We start from the raw sequence: 23,239 nt of genomic DNA on the forward strand, positions 1-23,239 counted from the left end.
TCAAACACGTTTTCTAAAGAACTTTATCATTCCACTTTCTTTTTTAGAAATTTAATAGCGAAAAATATAAGCGTTAGTACACCTATAAATATTCCTGTACCAATCATTTCATTTGCCGAAAGACTTGATAAAAAGTATAGAATTATAGCAATTGCTAAAATGGGAACCGCCCAACCTCCTGGAATTTTAAATCCGCCATCGTATTCTTTTTTAGATTTACGCAGCTTCATTACAGATAGTGCTACACCTAAATAAAGAATTAGCATAGAACTACTAGCTATGACTGCTAATTGCTCAAAACTGCCAGAAACAGCCAGTATAATACCAATGGTTGCATAAATAATAATGGCTATGTATGGCGTAGCAAACGATTTGTGAATTCTGGAAAGTGCCTTTATTGGGATTACCTTGTCTCTGGCAAGTGCGTAAACTATTCTTGGACTATTAAGTATAGTACCACTCATATATCCAAACATAGAGATAACGGCACCTACAATTAAAAGCGTAAACCCAAGAGGTCCAAAAACTACTTTAGCAGTTTCAGCAAGAGGAGCCGCTGTAAAATTTGGTAAAGCATCACCTAAAACACCTTGGGAAACGGTTTGGATTAAGATATAAACAACCGCAACTGTTGTAATACTTATTAAAATAGCTCTAGGAACTGTACGTTTTGGGTTAACAACTTCTCCACCAACAATAATTCCCGTTTCAGAACCTTGAAAAGCAAAAAATAAAATAAGCGATGCTTCACCTAATGTTTTAAGACTTGGCATTTCTTGAAAATACAAATTGCTTACCGAAACATCTTTAAAGCCAAAAACGATTAGTAAAAGCAATGGTATTAGCTTAACAATGGTATTGAACTTTACTAAGCCTATGCCTTGTTTTAAGCCAATAACATTGATGTAAACCAAGCCGTAAAAAAGAATAAATAAAAACAAAAAGCGAGGCCATCCGGTTTCAAATACTGGGTATGCCGAAGCAATAACATTTACCAATGCGTTAGAAACTGCGGCATCTGCAAACAAGTTGCTTCCAACAGCAAAAAAGCCTGCTACAAAGCCAGCATAATCTCCAAAAGCTGTTTCAATATAAGTATACGGTCCGCCAGTGTTTGTTACTTTACTTCCAGCTTCGGCAAAGCAAAGCATTACCATTGCCATTAACAGTCCGCAAAACAGATAAGCAATGATGCTGGACGCTCCCATATAACTAGCCACAATTGCAGGCAATACAAAAATACCAGACCCGATGATAATGTTGACGATATTAGCCGATAAGCCAAATACACCAACTCTTCTTTTTAATCCTTCGTCTTTTTGAATCATAATTTTATCTATTTGAATTCTCCATGATCCACATCTTTTATAAATTTTATCAATCCTGTGAAATAATTTTCTGGATCGTCATATTGAGAAATGTGTCCAGAATTTACAGTGAGACTTCTTCCATTTTGAACTTCGGTACTCATCCATTCCATATATTTTGGATCCATCGTGTCGTATTTGCCACCAATCATCAAGGTTGGTGTTTTTATTTCTTTCAGTCTATCGGAAACATCCCAGTTTTTTAAAGTTGCGTTGCCCGTCATTCCAAATTCACTGTGACCTTGCATATAGATATAAATAGCTGGGTTGAGGTGCGAAAAAGCGCGGTTTATAAATTCTGGCCATTCGGCCACAGGTTTTCTCAAGATGTGTTCTGTGTAATAATGATTCATAACCAACTCTGTATATCTTGGATTTTCAAAATCTTCGTTGGCTTCCATTTCCTTGATTTCTTTGTAAATTTCTGGTGGTAATTGTGGGCCTAAAACTTCATCGGCATATTTTTGATATTCTGCCGCGCTCGCCATCATATTCGAAATAATCAAACCTTTTAAATTATCTTGATATTTTAGCGCGTATTCCATCGCCAGAATCCCGCCCCATGATTGGCCGAGCAAGTAAAAGTTGTCTTTGTCAAGATTTAATGCTTTGCGAACTTGTTCTACTTCTTCCACAAAATGTTTGGTGGTCCAAAGGGTGGAATCGTTTGGTTTATCGCTGTAATAGCTATCGAGTTGGTCGTAATAGATGTATTCAATTTCTTCATTTGGAAGATAGCCGTCAAAGTTTTCAAAAAACTCATGCGTACCTCCAGGACCTCCGTGAAGTAATAAAACTTTCATTTTTGGATTATTGCCCACGCGTTTTGTCCAGACATTAAAGGTGCCTTTTGGCGTTGTGATTGGAATCATTTTGATGCCGCCGGTATTTTGGTCATCGCTATTAGAATAATCGAAATAGGTAGATTTGCAATCGGTTTCGGTTTTTGCGATTTCTTGTTTTTCGGTACAGCTTAAAAGAAGTGTTGCTGAAATAATCAGAAAGTAAATTGTGTTTTTCATAATGGTTGGTTTTAGTTGATTTACTTTATCCTGCAAGGTGTTCCCCGCTTTTTCAGCGGGGCTCCTTGTAGGTATTTATCAGGAGTTTGTTGTTAAACCTACAAGGTCTGAAAAAGACCTTGCAGGTTAGACCTTGCAAAAATTATTTCCTATTCATTCGCCTTCAATACCCGCAGCAGATTTCCGCCAAGGATTTTATCAATAGCTGTTTCGCTATAGCCTTTTTCAAATAAAGCTTTTGTAATCAATGGGTAATCGGTAACGTCATCCAATTGTTTTGGTGGCAGAAAAATGCCATCAAAATCGGAACCGATACCTACGTAATCCACACCCACCAAATTGATGACGTATTCTATATGTTGAATTACCATTTCAAAAGGTGCACGAAGCTGTTGGGATTCATCTGCATATTTTACGTAGATACTTTCTTGTGCGATAAATGGATGCAACCCAGCTTGTGCTAGTGAATCTATTTCAGATTTATGTTTTTCTAGAAAGGCACTTTCCCTATTATCAACAGTTGGATCAATAAATCCTGAATTAAAATTGATTTGAATTACGCCACCATTTTTGGCAATCGCTTTTATTTGATCGTCTTTCAGATTTCGAGGATGTGGACAAAGCGCATAAACCGAACTATGCGAAGCAATAATGGGTTTTTTGGTGGTAGCAATTACATCATAAAAAGTTTGCTCACCAGAGTGCGAAACATCCACCATCATTCCCAAGCTGTTCATTTTTTGTACTATTTGTTTCCCAAAAGCGGTAAGCCCTTTTTTATCTTCGGAATTTTTTGCGCCATCGGGATTGGTTTCATCGGCAGCGCTTGTTGCCCAAGGGGTGGAGTTGTTCCAAGTAAGTGAAATATAGCGCACATCGCGATTGTAAAGGGATTCAAGTTTGCCTAAATCGTTCTCAAATTGATGGCCGCCTTCCACACCAATTAACGCAGCAATCTTTTTCTGCTTAACAGTCTTTAAAAGTTCTTTTGAAGTGGCGACTTTTACAATTTTATCGGGATTTCGAGAAATTACGGCATCCAGACTATCTATTTGGCGGTTTGCAAACGCATACGGATTTACCTGTTCGCCATCGCTCCAAACCGAAAAGAACTGCACATCCACGCCGCCTTCTTTCATCCTGCTGAGGTCACTATGGGTTTTGCCTTTTAAATTGGTATCAAAAACAAAATTCTTTTCCATTGTTTGGGTAAGAAAGTCATTGTGGGTGTCCACTAATATGGCTTTGTTGTGAATTTTTTGATAGCTTTGGGCGCTTAGTTGAAGTGCTGCGAGTAAACTGATGAGAAGTAATTTTGTTTTCATTTTTTCTAAATTAAATCATTGATTTTAAGTTGTTTGTTATTCCCTTCATTAAGAAGGTTTTGGCGGATGTTTCGGAATAGTTTAATCATCTTCTTTAAGTTTGGTCAACAATTCTTGGGTCTTTATTTTTTGTTTATTCAGATATCTGTAATGAAGAATTGCCAATTGGTATCTGAAATTTATCGCATTGATCATTAAAAGTTGTTTCTCTGGAATTTGTAGATTAGATCGTGTAATTGCTTCTAAATTAGCTTCATTTAGACTCACAATATCAGTTGAAATTTCTGCAGGAATATCGGATAAGAGACCTTGAAACATTTTTCTTTCATAAAGGTCAGTCGATTGAATCTCAGTCAATTTGAGCATTTCGGGAACAAATACAGCATCGGTAAAAAGATTGTTGTTTTTATTGATGACTTTTTCAATACGTTCCATTTCTTGGTAATATTTTATCAACTCGTTTTTTAAGCCATCATTACTGATAATATCGATATTTCCCGACGAAAGCAATTCAATGTAAGTTGGGTTGTTTTTTACAAAAGTCATACGTGCGCTTAATTTGCCAATGGTGGCTGTAAAGGTACTGTCCACCTTAAATTCGTGATGTGCTTTATAGTAGATGATAATGGGTTTCGCAGCTTGGTTAATTTCAAATTCGAAAGCCATTTGTTGCTCGATGGATATGAGCTGCTCTTCCAAATCGCGTTGAATATTAGATAAATATACAGCTTCCTTCTTTTGCTTAATCCGGTTGGAATTCCAGTTGTTGATGCTCAAGGCAATTAAAATACCTATAACCACAAGCACAATTTCGCCTATGGCGTACTTTAGATATTTTGAAGTTTTGCCTTCTTTTAAAAGGTTTTTACGAATGTTCCTAAAGAGTTTTATCATTTTCTGTATACTAAGAAATTCAGCTCCCTAATGGAAACTGACTTTTACTAAGTGGTTTTATTCATTCACAGCATCAGCTACCTTTTTAGTATCCAAAAACTGCTGAAAGGCAATTACTTTTCCATCCTTAAGTGTCCAAAGATGTGCAACCTGTGCATTATAGGTCTTTCCGGTTTTCTTTACTTTGGCATCATAGCGAAGGGTTGCCAATACTTGGTTGTTGTCCATTCCGTGAAGCTGAATATCGGTTAGTTTGAAATATTCGTTTTCCGCGCCAAGTCTTGCGAAAACACCATTCAAAACCGCATCTGGACCTATGTATGGATTACCGTCGGCCAATGAATTACTTTCTGCTTCGTTCCAAACTATTTTGGCATCCATACCAGCAAGGACTGTGGGAATATCTCCTTTTGCAAAAGCCTTGTATAGACCATCAATAATGCTAACATTTTCTGGATTTGAAACCAATCCCAATTGTTGCATAAGCACGCCATTGTCCATAAAATCTTGCTCTTGGGCAATGCGTCCATTTTTCATTAAAACCAAGGTAACGCCATCTACATTAACCCTGTTTCCAGTAGCTGGAATGCCGAAGAAATCGCCTGTGTGCTTTCCTTCAAATCGCCAATGTTTTACAATTTTATTGCCTTGTCCAAAGGCATCCTCTACAGTGAATTTGATATTTGAAAAACCAGTTAAGAAATTTTGGTAATAAGACTTAAACTCTGCAATACCATTAAGGTTTCCCGTATTGTTAATCTGAACAATATTTGGATCGAAGTTTTTATCATTTATAAGCTCTATTTGACCTTTGTTAACGATATCATTCCAAACCTGTTCGTACATTTTCAGGTCTTTTTCAATGTTGCTTTCTTGTGCAAATACTGTTGAAATGCTTAAAAAAGCGAGAACGAATAGTAATTTTGTTGTTTTCATTTTTTCGATGTTTAAAGTTTATAATTGCTTGGTTACTATGAAATATGTTTTAATTTTCTGAATACTGAATACTGAATACTGAATACTGAATACTGAATACTGAATACTGAATTCACTCTTCTCTCGGCAAAAGCCTATCCATTTGTGCAATTTGATAAACAAGTGCTGCAATTACTGTTGCATTGACCATCATATCTCGTTTTGGAACATATTCTAAAACATCTAAATTGGTATGATGTGTAACTGTTTTATAGTTTAACGGATCCTGAATAATTTGAAATCCGGGTATTTTGTAATAATCAAAAACCTCATGATCGGTAAAATTTGTGTTTTCAATGGTTAGGGTGTTGACATCTAAATATGCATACGGTTCTAACATTTCTTCAAATATGGGTCGTACCGCTTCGTTTCCCTGCAAATAAATGCCTCGCATTTGTCCAGCACCGTTATCCATATTGATATAAGCCGAAATTTTTTCAACCTCTTTCTTTCTAGTTGTTTCATTTACTTTTCCAAAATGTTTTTCACCATAAGCTCTTGAACCTACAAGTGCTTGTTCCTCGCCTCCCCAAAGTGCTATTCTAATGGTTCGTTTTGGTTGTAATCCAGATGCTTTAATAATGCGCATTACTTCCATCATTACGGCAGAACCTGCTCCATTATCTGTTGCGCCAGAGGCAGGATGCCAAGAATCAAAATGCGCACCGATCATAACAAATTCATCCTTTAATTTTGGGTCAGATCCTGTGATTTCTCCTATGATATTCACATTGTTTTCAGGTTTTAAATAGAGGTCAGCGTCTAAATTGAATTTTATTTTAGGGTTCATTCCTCTATCTGTCAACCGTTTTAGTTTGCCGAAATTTTCGGGTGAAATTGCAAAATAAGGTATTGGCCGCGCATCATTTTTTCTATAATTATAAGTGCCACTAGGATGAATAATACCTGGAAACATTGGGGAAGTTCCTAAAGCACTTATTGCACCTTCTTCCTTTAAAAACGCAAAAAATGCATCGTCTTTTTTTGCAAATTTTTCAAAAAGAATATCAAAATCTTTAATCAAATCTAGATTCCCAGATGATGGTCCTAATGGTTTATCGACCACCGGTGTTATTGATTTTTTAGCTTCTTCAAGTTGCTCTTTGGTATAACGTTTTGAAAGTGGTTCAAATAGCATATTTTGTTCTGGAGCTGAACCAAATAGTATTATTTTCCCCTTTAATTTTCCACTCCATTGTATTTTTACTTGCTCTAAATCATCTTGATTTTCAATTGAAACTACATCGCCAATCTGTACACCATTTGAACTTTCTGTCCACGCATACGGATAAGCTTGTATTTTCATATAGGCAGGTTCGGTCATTTCTACATTAAATGATTTTACTTCCCAACCCATACAATCGTCACAATAGTTTTCGAAATACACCTTATCTATTCCCCAATTTTCCAGGGTTTTCTTAGCCCATTCTGCGGCTGTAAAATATTGGTTTGTTCCTGTTAATCGAGGGCCGTACACATCAGACAAGTCTGTAATAAGATTCATTACCTGTGATTTTTGGAAACCTTCGGTATTTATTTTTGAAAGTGCTTGCGGTAGGGATTGGCTGGCTGCAGAGAATCCTATAAAAAGAAATACTGTAATAAGAATTTTAGAATAGATTTTCATTTTGTTGATTTTCAGTAATTAAAATTGAATGTGAATTATTTGGTTGGTTCTACCATTATTTATAAGCAATCGCAGCACTGGCTGGTCCTGCCAAAGGCATCAATTCAGTAGATGTAAAGCCTACTTTTTTTGCCCATTTGTTGAAATCGTCAAAGGTATAATCAAACCCATCACCCGTTTCAATGAGCATGTTTAGGCTCATCATCAATCCAAAAACATTTTGTTTTCTATCATTGTCAATAACATTTTCAATGGCGATAAAAGCACCTCCTTTTGGTAGCGCATCATAAGCGATTTGCATCAGTTTTATTTTGGTGTCTTCATCCCAATCGTGCAGTACATTTCCCATGGTTACTATATCTGCCTTTGGCAGTCCATTCTTGAAAAAATCACCGTTCAAAACTTTCACACGATCTTCTAACTGGAATTTTTGAATGGTTTCGTTCGCCATAGTTTCCAGCGGAGGTAAGTCGAACGTGGTACAGCTTATATGTGGATTATTCTTGGCGACCATCGCAGAAAGTACGCCTGCCGATCCCCCTGCATCTACCAAAGTTTTGTAGTTTGAAAAATCAAACTTTTGTGCCAAAGTCATAAAATTCCCCATCTGTACACCTGTCATTCCATTTACGAAGTTTTTTAATAAGTCAGGATTGCCATAAAGTAAATCGAAAATGCCTTCGCCACCTTCTTTGGCTTCATTCTGAATCAAGCCAGTTTTTAAACCATCATCTAGATTTCCCCAAAATTCCCAGAGTCTATTGTTCATCATTTCAAGAATTCCACCGATATATGAGGGTTTTGCTTTATCTAAAAATACATCGGTATCTACAGTATTTGAATAGCGAGCTGTTTCCAAAAGCCCTTCGCGTTTCAAAAATCCAAATGCGGTCAGACAGTCCAAAAAGTCGTAAGTGTTTCTGTCTGTACATTTTAGGTCCAATAAAGATTTGAGATTCTTGGCAGACTGATTCGGTTGCTTTGCAAGATGTGTAAAGAGTTCGAAATTTACAGCTGTCAATAAAATTTTTGACGCCCAAAATCCAGTTCCCATTTGAAGGATTGCTGCTGGTGTTGGTTGTGTGGTTGTAGTTCCCATTTATATTTTAAATTTATAGTTCCTATTACCGATATGTTGTCCAATTCGACTTCCCTCTGTACTCCGCCTAACGGGACAGTACATAATTTTAATTTTCAACACCATATTTAATCTGCCTACTATATTCTTCAGCATCAAAAGTGCCTTTGGAGTCTTTTATTAAACCGTTCTGGTCCAATTGCCAAACTTCAAAACCGCTTATGTTTACTTTTTTTCCTGTTCCGTTTGGGCCAGTATTCGTACCTGTAAGCGTCCAATGGAATTCGGTGCCTTTTTTGGTTTTTACCAACTTGTCAAAAGCCACGACCATATCATCGGGGAAGGCATCCATAAAGGCTTTGGTACTCTGGGTAATTGCAGTTCTTCCTACAGCGGGTACGCCTTTGTTTATAGTTAATGAACCATTTTCAGTATAAAACGTAGCCACGAAATTTGGTCTTTGACTGCTCCAGGATTGTGCATAGCCACGAGCGAAAACTTCTAAATCATAGGTCTTTTTATTTACTGGAATATCTACTACTGTCCAAGATATATTGAGTATTTTCCATTCCCAATTGTCTTTGATGAAAGTAAAATGATTTATTTCTCTTCTTTCAGGAATTCCCCATCTATAAAGAATACAATCAGCTCTAGCTAAAGCGACCTGACCTTCGGTAATTAGAATATCATAGCTGTTTGGTACCTCGATGTAGGGTCTACGTTCTCTCTTTTTTACACTTTCAAAGAAATCATTTATGGGTATTTCCGAATTAGACCAAGTTTCATCTTTTAGTCTGCTTATGCCGAGCATAGCATTGTCGGAAACCATTGCATCCAATTTTGTTATGTTATAATTTCCAGCATTAAACAATAATGTATTGATAGTTGCTTTAATGTTTTCTTCATCCTGCGTCCAAACTTTTTTTATAGTGATTGTTTCATTCGGCTTGTCCATTTTATTAAAGTTTTCACTAATTTTTATTTCCGAAGAAATCATTCCGGTAATTGCCGAACCTTCATTTCGGTGCGGGTCTGCGCCTTGGGCGTTCATTGCGAAGCTTACTAATAACAAAGACAGGATTGGTATTATAATTTTCATTATTTCTTAGATTTTCAATTTCGATTTAGTCTTAGGTTTTAAATCTAATTTTCTTCAACCGTAAAACCTTCGTGCGAAAGTTCAATGCTTTTATAACTCGGTCTGTCATTTTCTAAACGATCAATGACTTCAAATTGTAATGCTTTACAATTATTTAATTTCCAAGTTTTTACAGTTTTATCATTTTCATCTTTTTCTTCTATAGTAACTGTGCCTTTCTTATCAAATGGCGTTGCGTAACCCGCCCAAAGTTCTGTTTGGTCGTCAAAAACCACGTCGTTTAAAATTACACTGCCATTTTCTGTTCCGCAGTTTTCTAGTCCAGAAATTTCATTGAACTTTCCGTTTGCTCCTGAAATATGTATTGTTTTCATTTTTAAAATATTTAAGAGTTATTAGTAAATTGATTATCATTTTTTTTTAATAGATTATATTATCCAAAATCCTTCCCAAGTTGCTTTCAGACTATTTCTTTAAATTTCTTAGCGTTCTCTGCACCTTTGCGGTTTTAATATTTTACCGCAAAGCCGCAGAGACGCAAAGTTTTTATTTTCTTTCAGCAACTTTTACATCGCCACGAATGCCGCTTAATTCTGGAACATAAGTCCAAATTTCGGTATCGCCGCCGTTGGTTACGTCCATCCAACCCTTTAAAAACTGATCCCAACTACCAGCTCCGTACATTTCGTCATATTTATTTGAAATGTCGTGATCTTCGCCTAGCCATGATGATTTATCGAAAAACGAAATGACCGCCAGGTCCCTTCCTTCTTTGGTACTCGGAAATTCATTGGTGTAAATACCATAGGTATCGTTTGGCGATTTTGCGGCGTACATGTCGTGGACTTTTTTAACCAAAGCCATGGCTTCTTTGTATTTTCCTCGCTTTATGTCCCAAGTGTCCACCTCCATATTTTTTATGGTGAAATCCTTCGAAAATCGAGACATTTCTGAGTTAAAACGCCAGTAGCTTTGCGTGCCGCTATCTGTTGTTGTGTATGGTGCTACATTAGCGTTCCAATCAGCATCGTGACCATCTTTTTGGGCAGGTCTGTTATCTAAGGAGCTCCAAGGAAATGGCCCCATAGTCCAAACATAACTACCTGTTTTTGGGCCGTTGGCAATCCAATACACACGTACGCCGTAAGGACCTTCACCGTGAAATTTTTTATTGTGTGCGGCAAGTCCTTTTTCAAACTGTGTTACTTGAGCGGGATTGGGTGTTAATAGTGCATTTTCGAATACGCCGTATTCGGTACTGTTTTGTGATATTGCCATCAACGGCAATAAAAGCATGGTAAAAATTAATTTTCTCATAATGTTTGATTTGTGTCTCTGCCTTGGGCGGAAACTGGTTAATATTGAATTATTTCGCTCTATAAACCGGGGAGTTTATAATGATAATTTCGGTTAGTTAGTCCAACAGTTTTGGGTTGTAATAAGCTGTTTCAGCAATTATTTTTCCTTCCTTGTTGAAATCGTGTAGGTAATGCATGGGTAGTGCAATTGCTTTTTTGTCAGCTTTGCGAATTAAATTAATGTTCCACCAAGACTGAACTACACGTGCATCCCCCAATTCGTAATGTAAATAATCTGGATAGCCTACCATATCTATACTGGCAACTTCATACTTGTCCATAATCTGTTTGTCTATCGCTTTTTGCTCTGTTAAGGAAATACTTTTCTGATCTGGCGAACTTGAATCTACGAAACGTACATTTTCATCATAAGAACCGTACATTTTATCCAAATCGTTGTTTTCCAAAGCATATATCATTTTTCGAACTTTGTTGATGTTTTCGTGATGGTTGTAGATGGTCCCGTTGGTTCTGTCTGTAAAGCTGTCTCTTATTTCATCTATTACTCCTTCGTTCCCGTAGGTGATTATGTTTTTGATTTTGTTGTCCTTGGTAAGTGTATATAATCTATGGCTGGCGGCATCAATTTTTACCCCAGTGTTTTTGTGGACTCCCTTAATCAAATCCCAGGTCTGTACCCATACCTCGCCATTGGGATTGTCTTTCTTGTATTCAATGGCATCGGGATAGGAACCAGGATAGGTTACATTGGAATAATAATCCAATTGGTCGTGATAGACCATTTGATTGTTGAGAAAGGCAGCTTTATCCATTCCTTTATCGTTCGCGCGGTTCGAGGTGCCGTTATAGGCTACAAAGTCCTCAGTTAAATAATTTCCCATTTTGGTTTTGTCACCTGCAACGGATGCTTTTACAAAATCCTGTATAACATGGATTGCTGGATGTTCGTCATACACGGTTCCATTCTTTTTTTGTGCTGTGGAAATGAAGGCAATTAGCATCATTACCGAAATAATTGTTGTTTTAACTGTTTTCATTGTTTCTATATTTATTTGGTTAAAATTCTGTTTGATTTTATTCTGAATAATTGTTTAAAGTTTCTTGAACGGGTCTGAATTTCATCCCCAAATCGTTCATTGCCAAGTCATTCTTATAAATTATTTGTGGTTTGTTTTTTGGGCTTTCGTGGTTCAACATTAGTGTTGCGTCAGAAACGGAATAGGTTTCACTGCTCAGCAAATAGTTTTTGCCGTGCAAGCCGGAAATTGTAGCAGCTTTGAAAATGGCTTCCGCAACGTCTCTTACATCCACAAATGCAAATTCGGCATTGGTGTCATAGAGCATTTGTACAAATGGATTGGGGGCGATTTTGTTTTTAAACAGAAATTGTAATCCAGTTGAGGTGGAATCTTCCCTCTTTGATAAGGATTTCCCCATAACCCCAACGGGTGAGACCGAAATGATTTCAAAAGAAATATTTGGGTTTTCTTCAATAAATTTCTCTACCGTTTGGTTGGCCATAAACTTGGCCTTTGCATACGGATGACTTTCGGCGCTGATGTATTTTTTGTCGGCTTCATCAAAAGTATCAGTAGTTGTTTTGCCATAGGAAGGCAACGGGAAGTTCGTATTATAAGCTGCGACCGAAGCTATTATAACAACCTTTTCAATGGAAGGAGTTTCACTTACGGCTTTTAAAAAACTCTCCGTTCCTTTAATAGTTGGATCAAAAAGTTCTATCTGCGGATCTTTCACATCCAATTGAAAAGGTGTGCCTCCGTGAATTACAATTTCGCAATCGCGTATAAAGTCTTTTAGATCTTCAAGGTTTTCAACTAATAATGGACTGATATTTAAATTATCTGAATTTTCGAGATTAAATAAATGCTCGTATTTTTCACTCTTTTTAATATCGGTAACCGATACTTTTACGCTGAATCCTTCATTCAAAAATTTCTGTGTGGTGTGGCTTCCTATAAAGCCTGAGCCGCCTATAATTGCTACTGTTTTCATAATTCTTCTGCCGTAAAGACGGTTGGCTTTTAAATTAATGAGAGGTTTTAATAAAGACCTAACAGGTTAATTACCTCCTCACGAGCAATGCCTGTCAGGCCTTATGGAGTTGTTACTCCAATATTGTTGTTATTTAAGAAACGGTTTGGCTATGAGGTGTTATTTGTTTTTCAGTACTATTCTAAACCTTGCTTTACCGTTTTCTAGGTGTTCAATTGCTTCATTTACATTTGTCATTGGGAATTCTTCAACTTCTGAATAAATGTTGTGTCTTTCACAAAAATCTAGCATGGTTCTAGTTAATGCAGGACTGCCTATTGGGCTTCCGCCAACCGTTTTTTCGCCCAACATCAAACTGAATGCAGGAATTGCCATCGGCTCCAAAACTGCTCCTACTGTATGAAATTTTCCTTTCGGTGCTAAAGCTGTCAAGTATGAATTCCAATCCAATGTTACATTTGTGGTATTCAAAATAAAATTTAGTTTTCCGATGATGCTTTCTAATTCTTCGGGAGCTGTAGAATTAATCACTTGGCTGGCTCCCATATTCAAAATTTCCTTCTTTTTATTTGGGTTTGAGCTAAAGGCAATCACTTCGCATCCCCAATGTTTTAGAAACTTTATAGCCATATGTCCTAATCCTCCAATTCCTATTACACCAACCTTATCCGTTGGTTTTACACCAGCTAATATTATAGGATTGAAAACTGTAATCCCGCCACAAAGCAAGGGTCCTGCTTTACTCATATCTATGCCCTTTGGAAGTGGAATTGCCCAAGACCAATGCCCACGAACATAATCTGCAAAACCACCGTTTCTACCTACAATGGTAGCCTCGCCTTTGGCGCAGAGATTGTGGTCGCCGTGCATACATTGCTCGCAACTCATGCAGGAAGAAGCCATCCATCCCAATCCTACTTTATCTCCAACTTTCACATTTTTAACTGCATTACCTGTAGCTATTACTTCTCCAATTATTTCGTGGCCAGGAACAAATGGGTATTGCGACATTCCCCAATCATTATTTATCATACTTATATCTGAATGACATAAGCCACAATAGGAAACTTTAATATCTACTTCTTCAGAACCTCTCGCTCCTAATTCATAAGAATAAGGCGTTAGTTTTGCTTTTGGGGCAGTGGCTGCGTATCCGTTAACTTTCATAATTTTAATTTTATAAATTGATTGAATCACTTTTAATAGCTGCTTCTGCATGCTGCATTGCTTGTAAATCCACCATAATTTTTGAAAGGTCCCAATAGCCAAATTCTTTTACAATTTTGCCATCTATAAATTGGGCTGAAATGTGTGTCGGAATGGTGTACGTTTTATTATTTGCGACTAGAGAACCTTTCCAGGTTCCCCAAAAGTTTACATAGGTTTTACCTTCATCGGTAATTGTCATTTCATATTCAGATTGGTCGTTTACATATCCCCAACTTGAAAACAGAGCGGCGTCTTCTTTATCACTAGCAACCAATTCTGCTAGAGTTTGTCCTTCCGCTTCAGTGACATTATTCATTATTTTTGCGGTATCTGCATAATGCCTAGTCATAGCTTCCCAATCTTGCTTATCATAAGCTTCAATCACTTTTTTGTAAGTGTCTATTTCTGAGGATTGTTGGGTGTAGCGCTTTTCCTGTTTTTGGCAAGCGGTTAATGAAAGGACGATTGCAAGCCCCAAAAGAAGTACCGTTTTCATAATTGAAAGATTTTATTGTGAAACAAATTTCGTGAGGAAGTACATCTAAGTAACGGACAATCAGCGAGAAGGAAAAGTTGTTTAGGACGAAGAGCCTTTAAAAGTGTCCGAATGTATCTGTATGGTTATCAAAGAATATGGATGGCCACTGAACTTTAGCTATTGGTTAAAAATAAGTAATGGAAATTGGCTTTTTCCATAATGAGAATAGAATGCATTACTCGAATATGAAATGGAAGCTTGGAGGTGAAAAACAGAAAAAATTATACCTACAAGAATATTGCTTCGTGCCTCGCAATGACACCTTGCAGGAAAGACGTCAAAAAATCAAATAGTTTGCAATCGCTTAAGAAGTTCTGCCCGCATGACCTTGCTCATCGGGATGGCTTTTTTGGAAATAACCACATGCGTACCAGCCACTTCATCTATTTGGGAAAGATTGATGATGTAACTGCGGTGAATTCTGAGGAAATGTTTTTGTGGAAGTTTTTCGTCAATGTCCTTTAAGGTCATTACTAAAAGATACTCTTTACCATTGGCGAAAATACGGCAATAATTCCGGTCCGCTTCAATGTAGTAAATGTTCTTAATATCTATTTTCAACATCTTTTCGTTATGCCGAATAAAGATGCGATCGTTTAATATAAAATTGGTTATAGGACTTTCTGTTTTGGATTCCAGATTTTCAGAACTCGCTTCTCCTTCGGTTTTCTCTTCAGCTAAACGGTCTATAGTCAGTTCGATGGCCCGTTGCAAATCCAACTTCTTAAAAGGTTTTGAAATAAAAGCGTATGGATGCGTCTCTTTGGCGCGATTAAAATGCTCTTTGTCCGCGTTTCCGGTAAGGAAAATAATAGGTATGCAATACTTTAGGTGGATTAGGTTTGCGGTGTCAATTCCGTCCAGTTCACCTTTTAACCGTATATCCATCAAAATGATATCGGGTTGCTCTATTTCAATATGTGATAGTGCTTCTTCGCCTCGGGGCAAAACACCTATCACTTCATAGCCCAGCTCGGTTAATTGTAAAGAAATATTTGCGGCAATCACCATTTCATCCTCCACAATCAATATTTTCACCGCTTTTTCCATTAGGCTGTCTTGAAATTTTTAAAGTTGAAAAAAACTGAAGTTCCATTTTTATAATCTTCAGAAATGCTGCCGTTTAGCTGTTTTGTAAGCAGTTGAATTAATTGCGTACCAAAACCTGTTCCCTTAGGTTTTGAACCTTCGGTTTTACCAATGCCGTTGTCGGAAACTTTTAGTAAAAGATCGTTGTCTTCTTGAGTAAGACTTATGTTTATTTGCCCTTTAGTTCCTTCGGGGAAAGCGTATTTTAGAGCGTTGGTTAAAAGTTCATTTACAATAAGGCCGATGGGTACAGCGGTGTCCACATCTAAATTTAGATCGTCCATGGCGCATTCTATCTTCACTTTTTCTTCGGCATTGAAAGTATCTAGAATGCCTTCGCCTAAATTCACAAAATAATCCTTCATTTCAATCGCGCCCAGATTGGTCCCTTGATATAGTTTTTGATGAATGATGCCCATACTCTGCACTCTGTTTTGGCTAGCGAGCATAGCTTCTTTGCTGACACCGTCTTCCAGTTTTGCCGATTGAAGCGCGATAAGGCTTTTCACCATTTCAAGATTGTTTTTAACGCGGTGGTGAATTTCTTTCAGCAGCAATTCATTTTGAAGGTTTTTGGTGTTTAATTCTACATTTAATGCAGAAAGCGCTTTCCGTTTTTTGCGAATATTTTTCATCGTGAAATACATTCCGAAGAGAATGATTGCGAGTAATACTGCCAAGACAATATATAGGCTTTGGGTTTTTCGCTGTCGTGAAATCTTAGCCTCTTGGTCTAAGATTTCGATATCTTTTTTGGCCGTTTCATACTTCACCTGCAACTCACTGTCCTTCCGTGCTATGATGGTGTTGAGGTATTCGGCGTGGCCTTCTTGGTAAAGTTCGTGGTATTCCAGAGCTTTTTTATAATCGCCCAATTCACTGTAAATATTGGAAACGTGCATATAGTTTTCCCAAAGATTTTTGGTGTTGCCTATGCGTTTCATTATTTCAATCGCCTTTAAATTGTAGGGTAGGGCTTCGGTATATTTTCCCTGTAAAATATAAACGTGGCCAATATTTGCTGTTGGTGGCATCATATAGCGGGTAAGCCCTATTTTCTTAGCGCCTTCATAGCAACGCTTATAATCTGCAATTGCATCATCATAGCGTTCCATGTATTTGTAAATGTTCCCGCGACCATTATAACAAGCCAAGAGCGGTGGACCGGTTTCGCCAATTTTTTTATAGAGGGTGATGGCGTGGTTCATGTTTTCCAAACTTTCTTCCAGATTACCTAAAAATAATTGGTTTTCCGAAAGCCGTCGATATGAAAGAGGTAAATCATCTTCATAACCGTTTTTTTCTTGAATGACGATGGCTTTTTTGCAATATTCCGCACCTTCGGCATAACTGTCTGAGTAATATAAAAGATCGCTTATTTTTGTGTAGCTTTTTGCAATTCCGCGCTGGTCGTCAGTTTTTTCGTAAAGCGCCAAGGCTTTGTAAACAGCTTGAGATCCTTTATCGTATTCCGCAGTTCCGCTGTAATTGGTTGCCAATAAAAGGTAGGTATCCGCCAAAAGTTTGGGCATTTTCTGCTTTTCGTAAATGGCAATTGCTTTTTGCAGATAAACTATGGAAGAGTCCAGCACCGTATGATCTTCGTGCCATTTTGCCAAACCGATATAGGCATTGCCAAGGCTTTTGAAATCCTTGTTCTTTTTGGAAAGCTGAATGGTTTTATTGAAGTTTTTGTAAACTTGGAGTGTGTCTTTTGGTATCGGAATTATTTCCGAAGCGGAAGTTTTAGACGTGTCTTCTTGTGTCTGAGAAGAAGCTTGAGGCCGACTGCTCCACGAAACGCAAGCTAATACTACGGTGAGTAATAGTCGTTTCATTTTGTGATAATTGGTTGTTTGTGGATTCTAAATTTACGATTATTTTATTTTTTAATAAGAAATCTTTTCATTTATTTGAAACTAATTTATTGCAAAAGAGTAATCTAGCTTGCGTTTTACTGCTATTGCTTTAAAAATAAAAACCTTCCCTTCCGCGATAAAAGCTGGTAGGGAAGATTTTTCAACAAAACTAGTGAGTCGTGAAATTTAGTTTTTAAGAGCACTCAACTTAGCCAAAACATAAGCAGAAGTCGCCATCACAATGTCGCGAACCGCCACATCTGGATGATGCCAAGTAAAAAGTAGACTTAAAGCAATAAGTAATAACCAAATGGAGACAATATACGCCCCCAACTGGGTTTTAAAAAGAACGATTATTCCTGCAATAATCTCGATTACGCCAACAATCATCATAAAAGTAGCGCCGCTAAACGGAAGTAGATCTAAGGTTACAGGTGCTAGATAGGTATCCCATTGTACCAAAATGTTGAAAAATTTGTCCAGTCCGGCGACGATGGGAACAATCCCAAAGACATATTTTAAAAGGTTTTGTAATTTGTTGATTTCAGTCGTATTAGTTAATGTCGTCATAGTTTTTTTAATTTTTAAGTTCTATTCATTTGATGCCACAAAAGAAAAACGGTTACAGAATTTGTAACTTTAGGTTGTCTATGGCATCTAAAAAGAAAAACAGATCATGAATGCAACCCAACCCGACCGATTTACCTTGACAAAATTGCCAGATTCTAAAGTGGTGGAACGTGTTTTGGATGGCGAAAAAGAACTCTTCGAAATTTTACTTAGGCGCTACAACCAACGTCTTTTTAGGGTGATAAGAAGTTATGTTCACTCTGAAGATGACGTTCGGGATATTATGCAGGAGGCTTATGTAAAAGCGTATCTCAAATTATACCAGTTTAATAACGAAGCCTCATTCTCTACTTGGTTAATAAGAATAGGGATTAATGAAGCTCTGCAATATTTGCGAAAGAATAATAGAATAGTAACTAACTACGGACAAACAGAAAGCTTGGAAAACATTTTTAACTTACCAGATACAAATCAAATGAATCCAGAAAAACAAGCTATTAAATCTGAAACGCGCGTCTTGATTGAACGGGCCGTGGATCTATTGCCGGAAAAATATAAAGTAGTTTTCGTGCTTCATCAAATGGAAGGTTTGTCCAATCCAGAAATTGCGGCTTGCTTAAACCTGACGGATAGCAACGTGAAAGTGCGATTGCACCGAGCTAAGAATTTACTAAAGGATGAACTCTTTAAAAACACCCACGATGCTTCCATCTTTGAGTTTGGAAATCATAAATGTGATGCAATGGTTGAAAAGGTTATGGATCGAATCCAAGATTTGTAAGGATTGTTCTTTCCATTTTTTTTGCAATAAAAAAGGGGCGTAAATTATTTTAGGCCCCTTTCATTATTTAATAATAAATAAAATTATTGCTTTAAAAACTTCAAACTGCTAGTCTGATTGTTGCTGCTAACATTTACTAGATAAACTCCATTCGCAAAAGCCGAAACATCTTTACTAAAGCTGTTAGAATCGTTTGTAAATGTTCCAACAAGTTGCCCGGTGATATTGTAAATTGTTACACCCTCTATCTTCTCGCTTTTAGATTGAAGGTTGAAAGTTTTAGAATTTGAATTGTAAAAGCTTATAAGTTCATTTTCTGAAATTCGATTGTCTTCTGTTCCTAAGAATACGTCCTCAAATTTTATCATAATCCCACCCGAACCGCTAATCAATCCTGATCCATCTTCAAAAAATTCTATATCGTATAATTGATTTTGACCGTTTCCAACAAAGATTTGACTCCAGTTTGCACCATTGTCTTCAGAAAAATAAATATCTGTATCGGTACCACCTGCCATTAGTTGATCTCCTTTATAGGCCAATGCATAAAAATGATGATAGCCAGTTGCAAAATCGCTCCAAGTGGCTCCGCTGTCGTGCGTTGTTTTTAATAGTCCATCTTCTCCCGCAACAACGCCATTATCTTTATCCTTGAAATAAACTGAAAGGAAATAATTTTGAATCATTCCTGAATAAATTGCGTTCCAAGTGTCTCCGCCATCGGTTGATTTTGCAATGCGCTCGTCTGCACCTACCGAAAATAAAGTGGTTTCATCAGCATAGGCAATGTTGATTCCACCGGCCGCAAGTATGTCTGAAGCTGCTGTCCAAGTATCACCGCCGTCAATGGTAAGATAAATGGCAAAATAGGGCGCATCGTCAAGTTGTGCCGAAACAAAACCTACGTCTTCATTGTAAAAAGAAAGGTTGTTGTAAAGATAAACGTCGGTTCCGACCGTCATTGGTGTCCAAGTAGTACCGCCATCTTCCGTTTTCATAAAAAGATTGTAGCCAGCAACGAAACCTTTTTCCGTGGTAACAAATTCAATTTTTTCAAAACTTGTTGAGGTTCCGGATACTGGATAAATAGTTTCCCAAGTTTCTCCAGCATCTTCTGTCTTGATAATAATACCTTCCGTGTCAAAGGTGAATTTTGATCCTGCGGCATAGGCAATGGAGCTTTGGCCTTGTGGGATGGAAAGGTCGTAAAGAATGAAATCTGTTCCTGAATCTTTGTACTCAAAAGTCTGTGCTTGCAATAGTGTTGCGCTGCTTAGTATTAGAGTCAAACTGAGAATACATGTTTTTAAAAGGGATGTACTGATTTTCATAGTGGGATATTTTTAAGGTTTGTACTGTAAATATAAAACCTAGGGTGGTATAAAAGACAAAAAATAGTAGCAACTATTCCCAAATTGTCCATGTTTTCAGAAAGTAAAGCCAAATTTTCTATATAATTCATTGAAAAACCTCCACGCAGAAAATTAGCCGTACCTTCGCGCCTTAATTAAAAGTTCAAGGTTTAAAATTCAAAATTCAAAATCTGCAACCTTAAATTTTGAACATTGAATCAATTTTATGTCATTTAAATCACTTGGGCTATCCGATGCCCTGCTAAAAGCTATTAGCAAAAAAGGATATGATACGCCATCGGCTATTCAACAAAAAGCAATTCCCTTAATTTTGGAAAGAAAAGATGTGTTGGCTTCAGCACAAACGGGCAGTGGGAAAACTGCGGGCTTTGCTTTACCTATGTTACAAATTTTAAACAGCGAACCAGCTTTACGAAAAAGGCCGATTCGCGCGTTAATACTTACCCCAACCCGTGAATTGGCCGCCCAAGTGCAGGCTGAGTTTCAGGAGTACAGTGAATTTACAGATTTGCGTTCTACCGTTATTTTTGGTGGAGTAGGTGCAAATCCACAGATTAAAGCCTTGCGAAACGGTGTAGATATCTTGGTGGCAACACCAGGAAGATTATTGGATCTTGAAAATCAAGGCGCGCTTTCGCTTGCCAAAGTTGAAATCTTGGTTTTAGACGAAGCCGATAGAATGCTCGATATGGGTTTTCTTCGCGATATTAAAAAAGTACTTTCTTTACTCCCTTCAAAAAGACAGAATCTTTTGTTTTCTGCAACTTTTTCAAAGGAAATAAAAAAACTGGCCAATGAGTTTCTTCACCATCCTGTTTTAGTGGAAGCTACACCGGAAAATACTACGGTTGAAAAAATAGACCAGACGGTTTATAGAGTTGATAAAGCACTAAAAACAGACTTAATTATTAAGCTTATTTCTGAAGGTGACTGGCAACAGGTTTTGGTGTTTACGAGAACCAAGCACGGTGCTAACCGTTTGAGCGAAAAGTTGGAAAAAGCAAAAATAACTTCTGCGGCAATCCACGGAAATAAAAGTCAGGGCGCAAGAACAAGAGCACTTTCTGGATTTAAGGAAGGAAAGGTTCGTGTTTTGGTTGCAACAGATATTGCAGCTCGAGGTTTGGATATTCCTTTATTGCCACACGTTGTTAATTATGAATTACCTAATATCTCGGAAGACTATGTTCACCGAATTGGACGTACTGGAAGAGCGGGCGCTAGCGGTGAAGCACTTTCGTTAGTTAGTCTTGATGAAGTTGGTTATTTGAGAGATATTGAAAAATTAATAGGCGAACGTCTTCAGCCTAAAATACTTTCAGACTTTGAACCTACCGAAACCATGGCCGATGTGAAAGAAGCCGAGGCAGAAAAGAAACGCCAAAAAGCCGCGCACCACAGTCGTGGACGTAATTCTGGAAGCAGAGGGAGTAGTTCTTCTAAAGGAAAAGGTAACAGAGGTGGAGGGAGAAGATAATTATTCTAAGAACTTCGATTTTACTGAGGCTCAATAATTTTAACCCACTTTAGATAGTTTTAGCTTGTTAAGCTTTTCATTTCCTATCTTTATTTTGGAAATATTATTATAAAAAAGTTCGGATTTTATCCGGACTTTTTGCTTTTATACAATTTTGGAATTTATGAGCAAGGAAATGGAACGGAAAATGAACAAGTTTAAATGCTACATTACATTGTCAATTTGGTATAAGGGAAATTAATTAGTTCGATAAACTTAAAAAGGTAAATCGTCGTTGCCAAATATAATGTCATCGTAATCTTCCATTTCATCGTCGCATTCATTCCAAAATTCCAAACAGGGGCAATAAGACTTTAAATCGCAGTCGGGCGCATATCCACTACAAAAATCAAAAGTTATCATTCCTGTTTTAGGAATGTTGGTTTTGGTATTGAGCATATCTACCGTTAGGTGGTATGCAAATGGCAATGGCAAATTATCAGGTAAAGCGATAGACAAATTCCATGTTTGCATCATTTGCTCAAATGCTTTACAAACTTTTTTTAAGTCATCGTCGTCCAGCTGTTCGGGAGGAGGAAAATCTATGGATTCCAAGCCACAATAATAAGCAAAGGTGGGCTCCTCTTTACCTGCAATATACCGTTCCACATCCGCAAAAAGCTCTTCAAGAGATAAATCATCATCTTCATGATCAAGATAACCCGCCTTAGACTCTTTTTGGTGAGCTGCGGCGATATCCGAAAGCAAGTGAGGAATGTATGGATGCATGGTTTTTATTTGGAAAATTAAATAATATTTTTGAAAATCACATCATGAAATCATTATAAAATAATCATTTACAGTATTTTATGAGTAACAGATATGAAATTAATAGACAGACGTCTTCCACTTAAAAAGCTTTAGAATTAGACTTTGGCAAAATATTCTTTGAATAAGAATAATAATAGGGGCAAAGCTCTCTGAAGTTTTCGACATCATCCAAATTGAAATCGAAACTTACTTTTTTGGTAACTTCTTTTTCAAAAGATAAAACCCGTAACTTCTTTAATCTTATGCTTAACTTTGCGTTCCATCTAGCATGAAAAACAGCATCATCACATTTATTGACGCCTTCTATTTTATATTTAGGCGTTTTCTTCCCCTAAAAACATATCGTTATGCAGCGTGCGGCGGCGGTAACTTGGTTTTAGATACGGTGCTTTATTTTATCTTTTACAATTTTATTGTTGCCAAACAGAATGTGGATCTGGGCGTTGTGGTGCTAAGTCCGCATATTGCTTCGCTGTTTTTTGTGTTTCCAATTACTTTTGTGACTGGGTTTTTGTTGCAGAAGTTTATCACCTTCGAAAAATCTAATTTACCTTGGAAAACCCAGTTTTTTAGGTACTTTCTGGTGGCAATGGGGGCGCTAATACTCAGTTATATCTGTATGAAATTTTTTGTTGATTTTCTTGGCTTTTATCCTACGCCTTCCAAAATTCTTACTGTTTTTATCGCGGTTGCTTATAGTTATTTACTTCAGAATAAGTTTAGCTTTAAGGTTGTTTGATTGTTTTTTGGTTAGAATTCCAAATCTTATTAGAAAGGAGACTGCATTTAGTTAACTATTGTATAATTGATCGGC

The 23,239-nt window shown here is 37.2% G+C and carries 22 protein-coding genes; 3 read left to right on the forward strand and 19 right to left on the reverse strand.

Annotated features, from left to right (window positions below; all coding sequences use genetic code 11):
• Positions 1-26: 26 nt before the first annotated feature.
• From G440_RS0105620 to G440_RS0105715, 17 genes are all read right to left on the reverse strand, one after another.
• Entirely contained in the window at positions 27-1,328 is a 1,302-nt protein-coding gene (locus tag G440_RS0105620; RefSeq protein WP_026450409.1) for an APC family permease, read from the reverse strand.
• A gap of 8 nt (positions 1,329-1,336) precedes the next feature.
• Positions 1,337-2,389, reverse strand: coding sequence for a proline iminopeptidase-family hydrolase (locus G440_RS0105625; RefSeq protein WP_026450410.1), 1,053 nt, complete (start codon positions 2,387-2,389; stop codon positions 1,337-1,339).
• Positions 2,390-2,538: 149 nt separating this feature from the next.
• Positions 2,539-3,714: a dipeptidase gene (locus G440_RS0105630; protein ID WP_026450411.1), complete on the reverse strand. Its 1,176-nt coding sequence runs from the start codon at positions 3,712-3,714 to the stop codon at positions 2,539-2,541.
• Positions 3,715-3,795: 81 nt separating this feature from the next.
• Positions 3,796-4,608 carry a DUF6090 family protein gene (locus tag G440_RS20580; RefSeq protein ID WP_051285167.1) on the reverse strand — a complete coding sequence of 271 codons (813 nt, stop codon included), beginning with the start codon at positions 4,606-4,608 and terminating at the stop codon, positions 3,796-3,798.
• A 57-nt stretch (positions 4,609-4,665) separates the two neighbouring features.
• On the reverse strand, positions 4,666-5,544 hold the full coding sequence (locus G440_RS21320) for an ester cyclase (RefSeq protein WP_169718943.1): 879 nt from the start codon (positions 5,542-5,544) through the stop codon (positions 4,666-4,668).
• A gap of 112 nt (positions 5,545-5,656) precedes the next feature.
• The gene (locus G440_RS0105650) at positions 5,657-7,210 is read right to left on the reverse strand and encodes a M20/M25/M40 family metallo-hydrolase (RefSeq protein ID WP_026450413.1); all 1,554 of its coding nucleotides are present in this window, start codon (positions 7,208-7,210) and stop codon (positions 5,657-5,659) included.
• 55 nt (positions 7,211-7,265) lie between these two features.
• Positions 7,266-8,309, reverse strand: coding sequence for a methyltransferase (locus G440_RS0105655; protein WP_026450414.1), 1,044 nt, complete (start codon positions 8,307-8,309; stop codon positions 7,266-7,268).
• Positions 8,310-8,397: 88 nt separating this feature from the next.
• Positions 8,398-9,387 (reverse strand): ester cyclase, encoded by a 990-nt coding sequence (locus G440_RS20945; protein WP_211228192.1) that lies wholly within the window; start codon positions 9,385-9,387, stop codon positions 8,398-8,400.
• A gap of 44 nt (positions 9,388-9,431) precedes the next feature.
• The gene (locus G440_RS0105665) at positions 9,432-9,761 is read right to left on the reverse strand and encodes a hypothetical protein (protein WP_026450416.1); all 330 of its coding nucleotides are present in this window, start codon (positions 9,759-9,761) and stop codon (positions 9,432-9,434) included.
• Positions 9,762-9,933: 172 nt separating this feature from the next.
• Complete coding sequence (locus G440_RS0105670; RefSeq protein ID WP_245574832.1) at positions 9,934-10,704, reverse strand: hypothetical protein; 771 nt, start codon at positions 10,702-10,704, stop codon at positions 9,934-9,936.
• 97 nt (positions 10,705-10,801) lie between these two features.
• On the reverse strand, positions 10,802-11,743 hold the full coding sequence (locus G440_RS0105675) for a hypothetical protein (protein ID WP_026450418.1): 942 nt from the start codon (positions 11,741-11,743) through the stop codon (positions 10,802-10,804).
• A gap of 37 nt (positions 11,744-11,780) precedes the next feature.
• Complete coding sequence (locus G440_RS0105680) at positions 11,781-12,719, reverse strand: NAD-dependent epimerase/dehydratase family protein (protein WP_026450419.1); 939 nt, start codon at positions 12,717-12,719, stop codon at positions 11,781-11,783.
• Positions 12,720-12,878: 159 nt separating this feature from the next.
• Entirely contained in the window at positions 12,879-13,886 is a 1,008-nt protein-coding gene (gene ahr / locus G440_RS0105685) for an NADPH-dependent aldehyde reductase Ahr (protein ID WP_026450420.1), read from the reverse strand.
• 10 nt (positions 13,887-13,896) lie between these two features.
• Positions 13,897-14,424 (reverse strand): nuclear transport factor 2 family protein, encoded by a 528-nt coding sequence (locus G440_RS0105690; RefSeq protein ID WP_026450421.1) that lies wholly within the window; start codon positions 14,422-14,424, stop codon positions 13,897-13,899.
• Between the two features lie 327 nt (positions 14,425-14,751).
• On the reverse strand, positions 14,752-15,516 hold the full coding sequence (locus G440_RS0105700) for a LytR/AlgR family response regulator transcription factor (protein ID WP_026450422.1): 765 nt from the start codon (positions 15,514-15,516) through the stop codon (positions 14,752-14,754).
• On the reverse strand, positions 15,516-17,393 hold the full coding sequence (locus G440_RS0105705; protein WP_026450423.1) for a tetratricopeptide repeat-containing sensor histidine kinase: 1,878 nt from the start codon (positions 17,391-17,393) through the stop codon (positions 15,516-15,518). Before G440_RS0105705 ends, G440_RS0105700 begins: the two co-directional genes overlap by 1 nt.
• A 207-nt stretch (positions 17,394-17,600) precedes the next feature.
• Positions 17,601-17,984 (reverse strand): hypothetical protein, encoded by a 384-nt coding sequence (locus G440_RS0105715; RefSeq protein WP_026450424.1) that lies wholly within the window; start codon positions 17,982-17,984, stop codon positions 17,601-17,603.
• A gap of 106 nt (positions 17,985-18,090) precedes the next feature.
• Between G440_RS0105715 and G440_RS0105720 the strand changes: the two genes are divergently transcribed.
• Positions 18,091-18,765, forward strand: coding sequence for an RNA polymerase sigma factor (locus tag G440_RS0105720; protein ID WP_026450425.1), 675 nt, complete (start codon positions 18,091-18,093; stop codon positions 18,763-18,765).
• Between the two features lie 83 nt (positions 18,766-18,848).
• On the opposite strand, the gene G440_RS0105725 is transcribed toward G440_RS0105720, so the two are convergent.
• Positions 18,849-20,096 (reverse strand): YCF48-related protein, encoded by a 1,248-nt coding sequence (locus G440_RS0105725; RefSeq protein WP_026450426.1) that lies wholly within the window; start codon positions 20,094-20,096, stop codon positions 18,849-18,851.
• 247 nt (positions 20,097-20,343) lie between these two features.
• On the opposite strand from G440_RS0105725, the gene G440_RS0105735 reads away from it, so the two are divergent.
• Entirely contained in the window at positions 20,344-21,615 is a 1,272-nt protein-coding gene (locus G440_RS0105735; RefSeq protein WP_026450427.1) for a DEAD/DEAH box helicase, read from the forward strand.
• A gap of 255 nt (positions 21,616-21,870) precedes the next feature.
• Here G440_RS0105735 and G440_RS0105740 read toward each other — a convergent pair whose 3' ends face one another.
• Positions 21,871-22,383, reverse strand: coding sequence for a hypothetical protein (locus G440_RS0105740; protein WP_026450428.1), 513 nt, complete (start codon positions 22,381-22,383; stop codon positions 21,871-21,873).
• A gap of 310 nt (positions 22,384-22,693) precedes the next feature.
• Between G440_RS0105740 and G440_RS0105745 the strand changes: the two genes are divergently transcribed.
• A complete protein-coding gene (locus tag G440_RS0105745; protein WP_026450429.1) occupies positions 22,694-23,164 on the forward strand; it encodes a GtrA family protein in 471 nt (156 codons plus the stop codon).
• The last annotated feature ends 75 nt before the right edge of the window (positions 23,165-23,239 follow it).

This window comes from Aequorivita capsosiphonis DSM 23843, from assembly GCF_000429125.1.
Taxonomy (GTDB): Bacteria; Bacteroidota; Bacteroidia; order Flavobacteriales; family Flavobacteriaceae; genus Aequorivita; species Aequorivita capsosiphonis.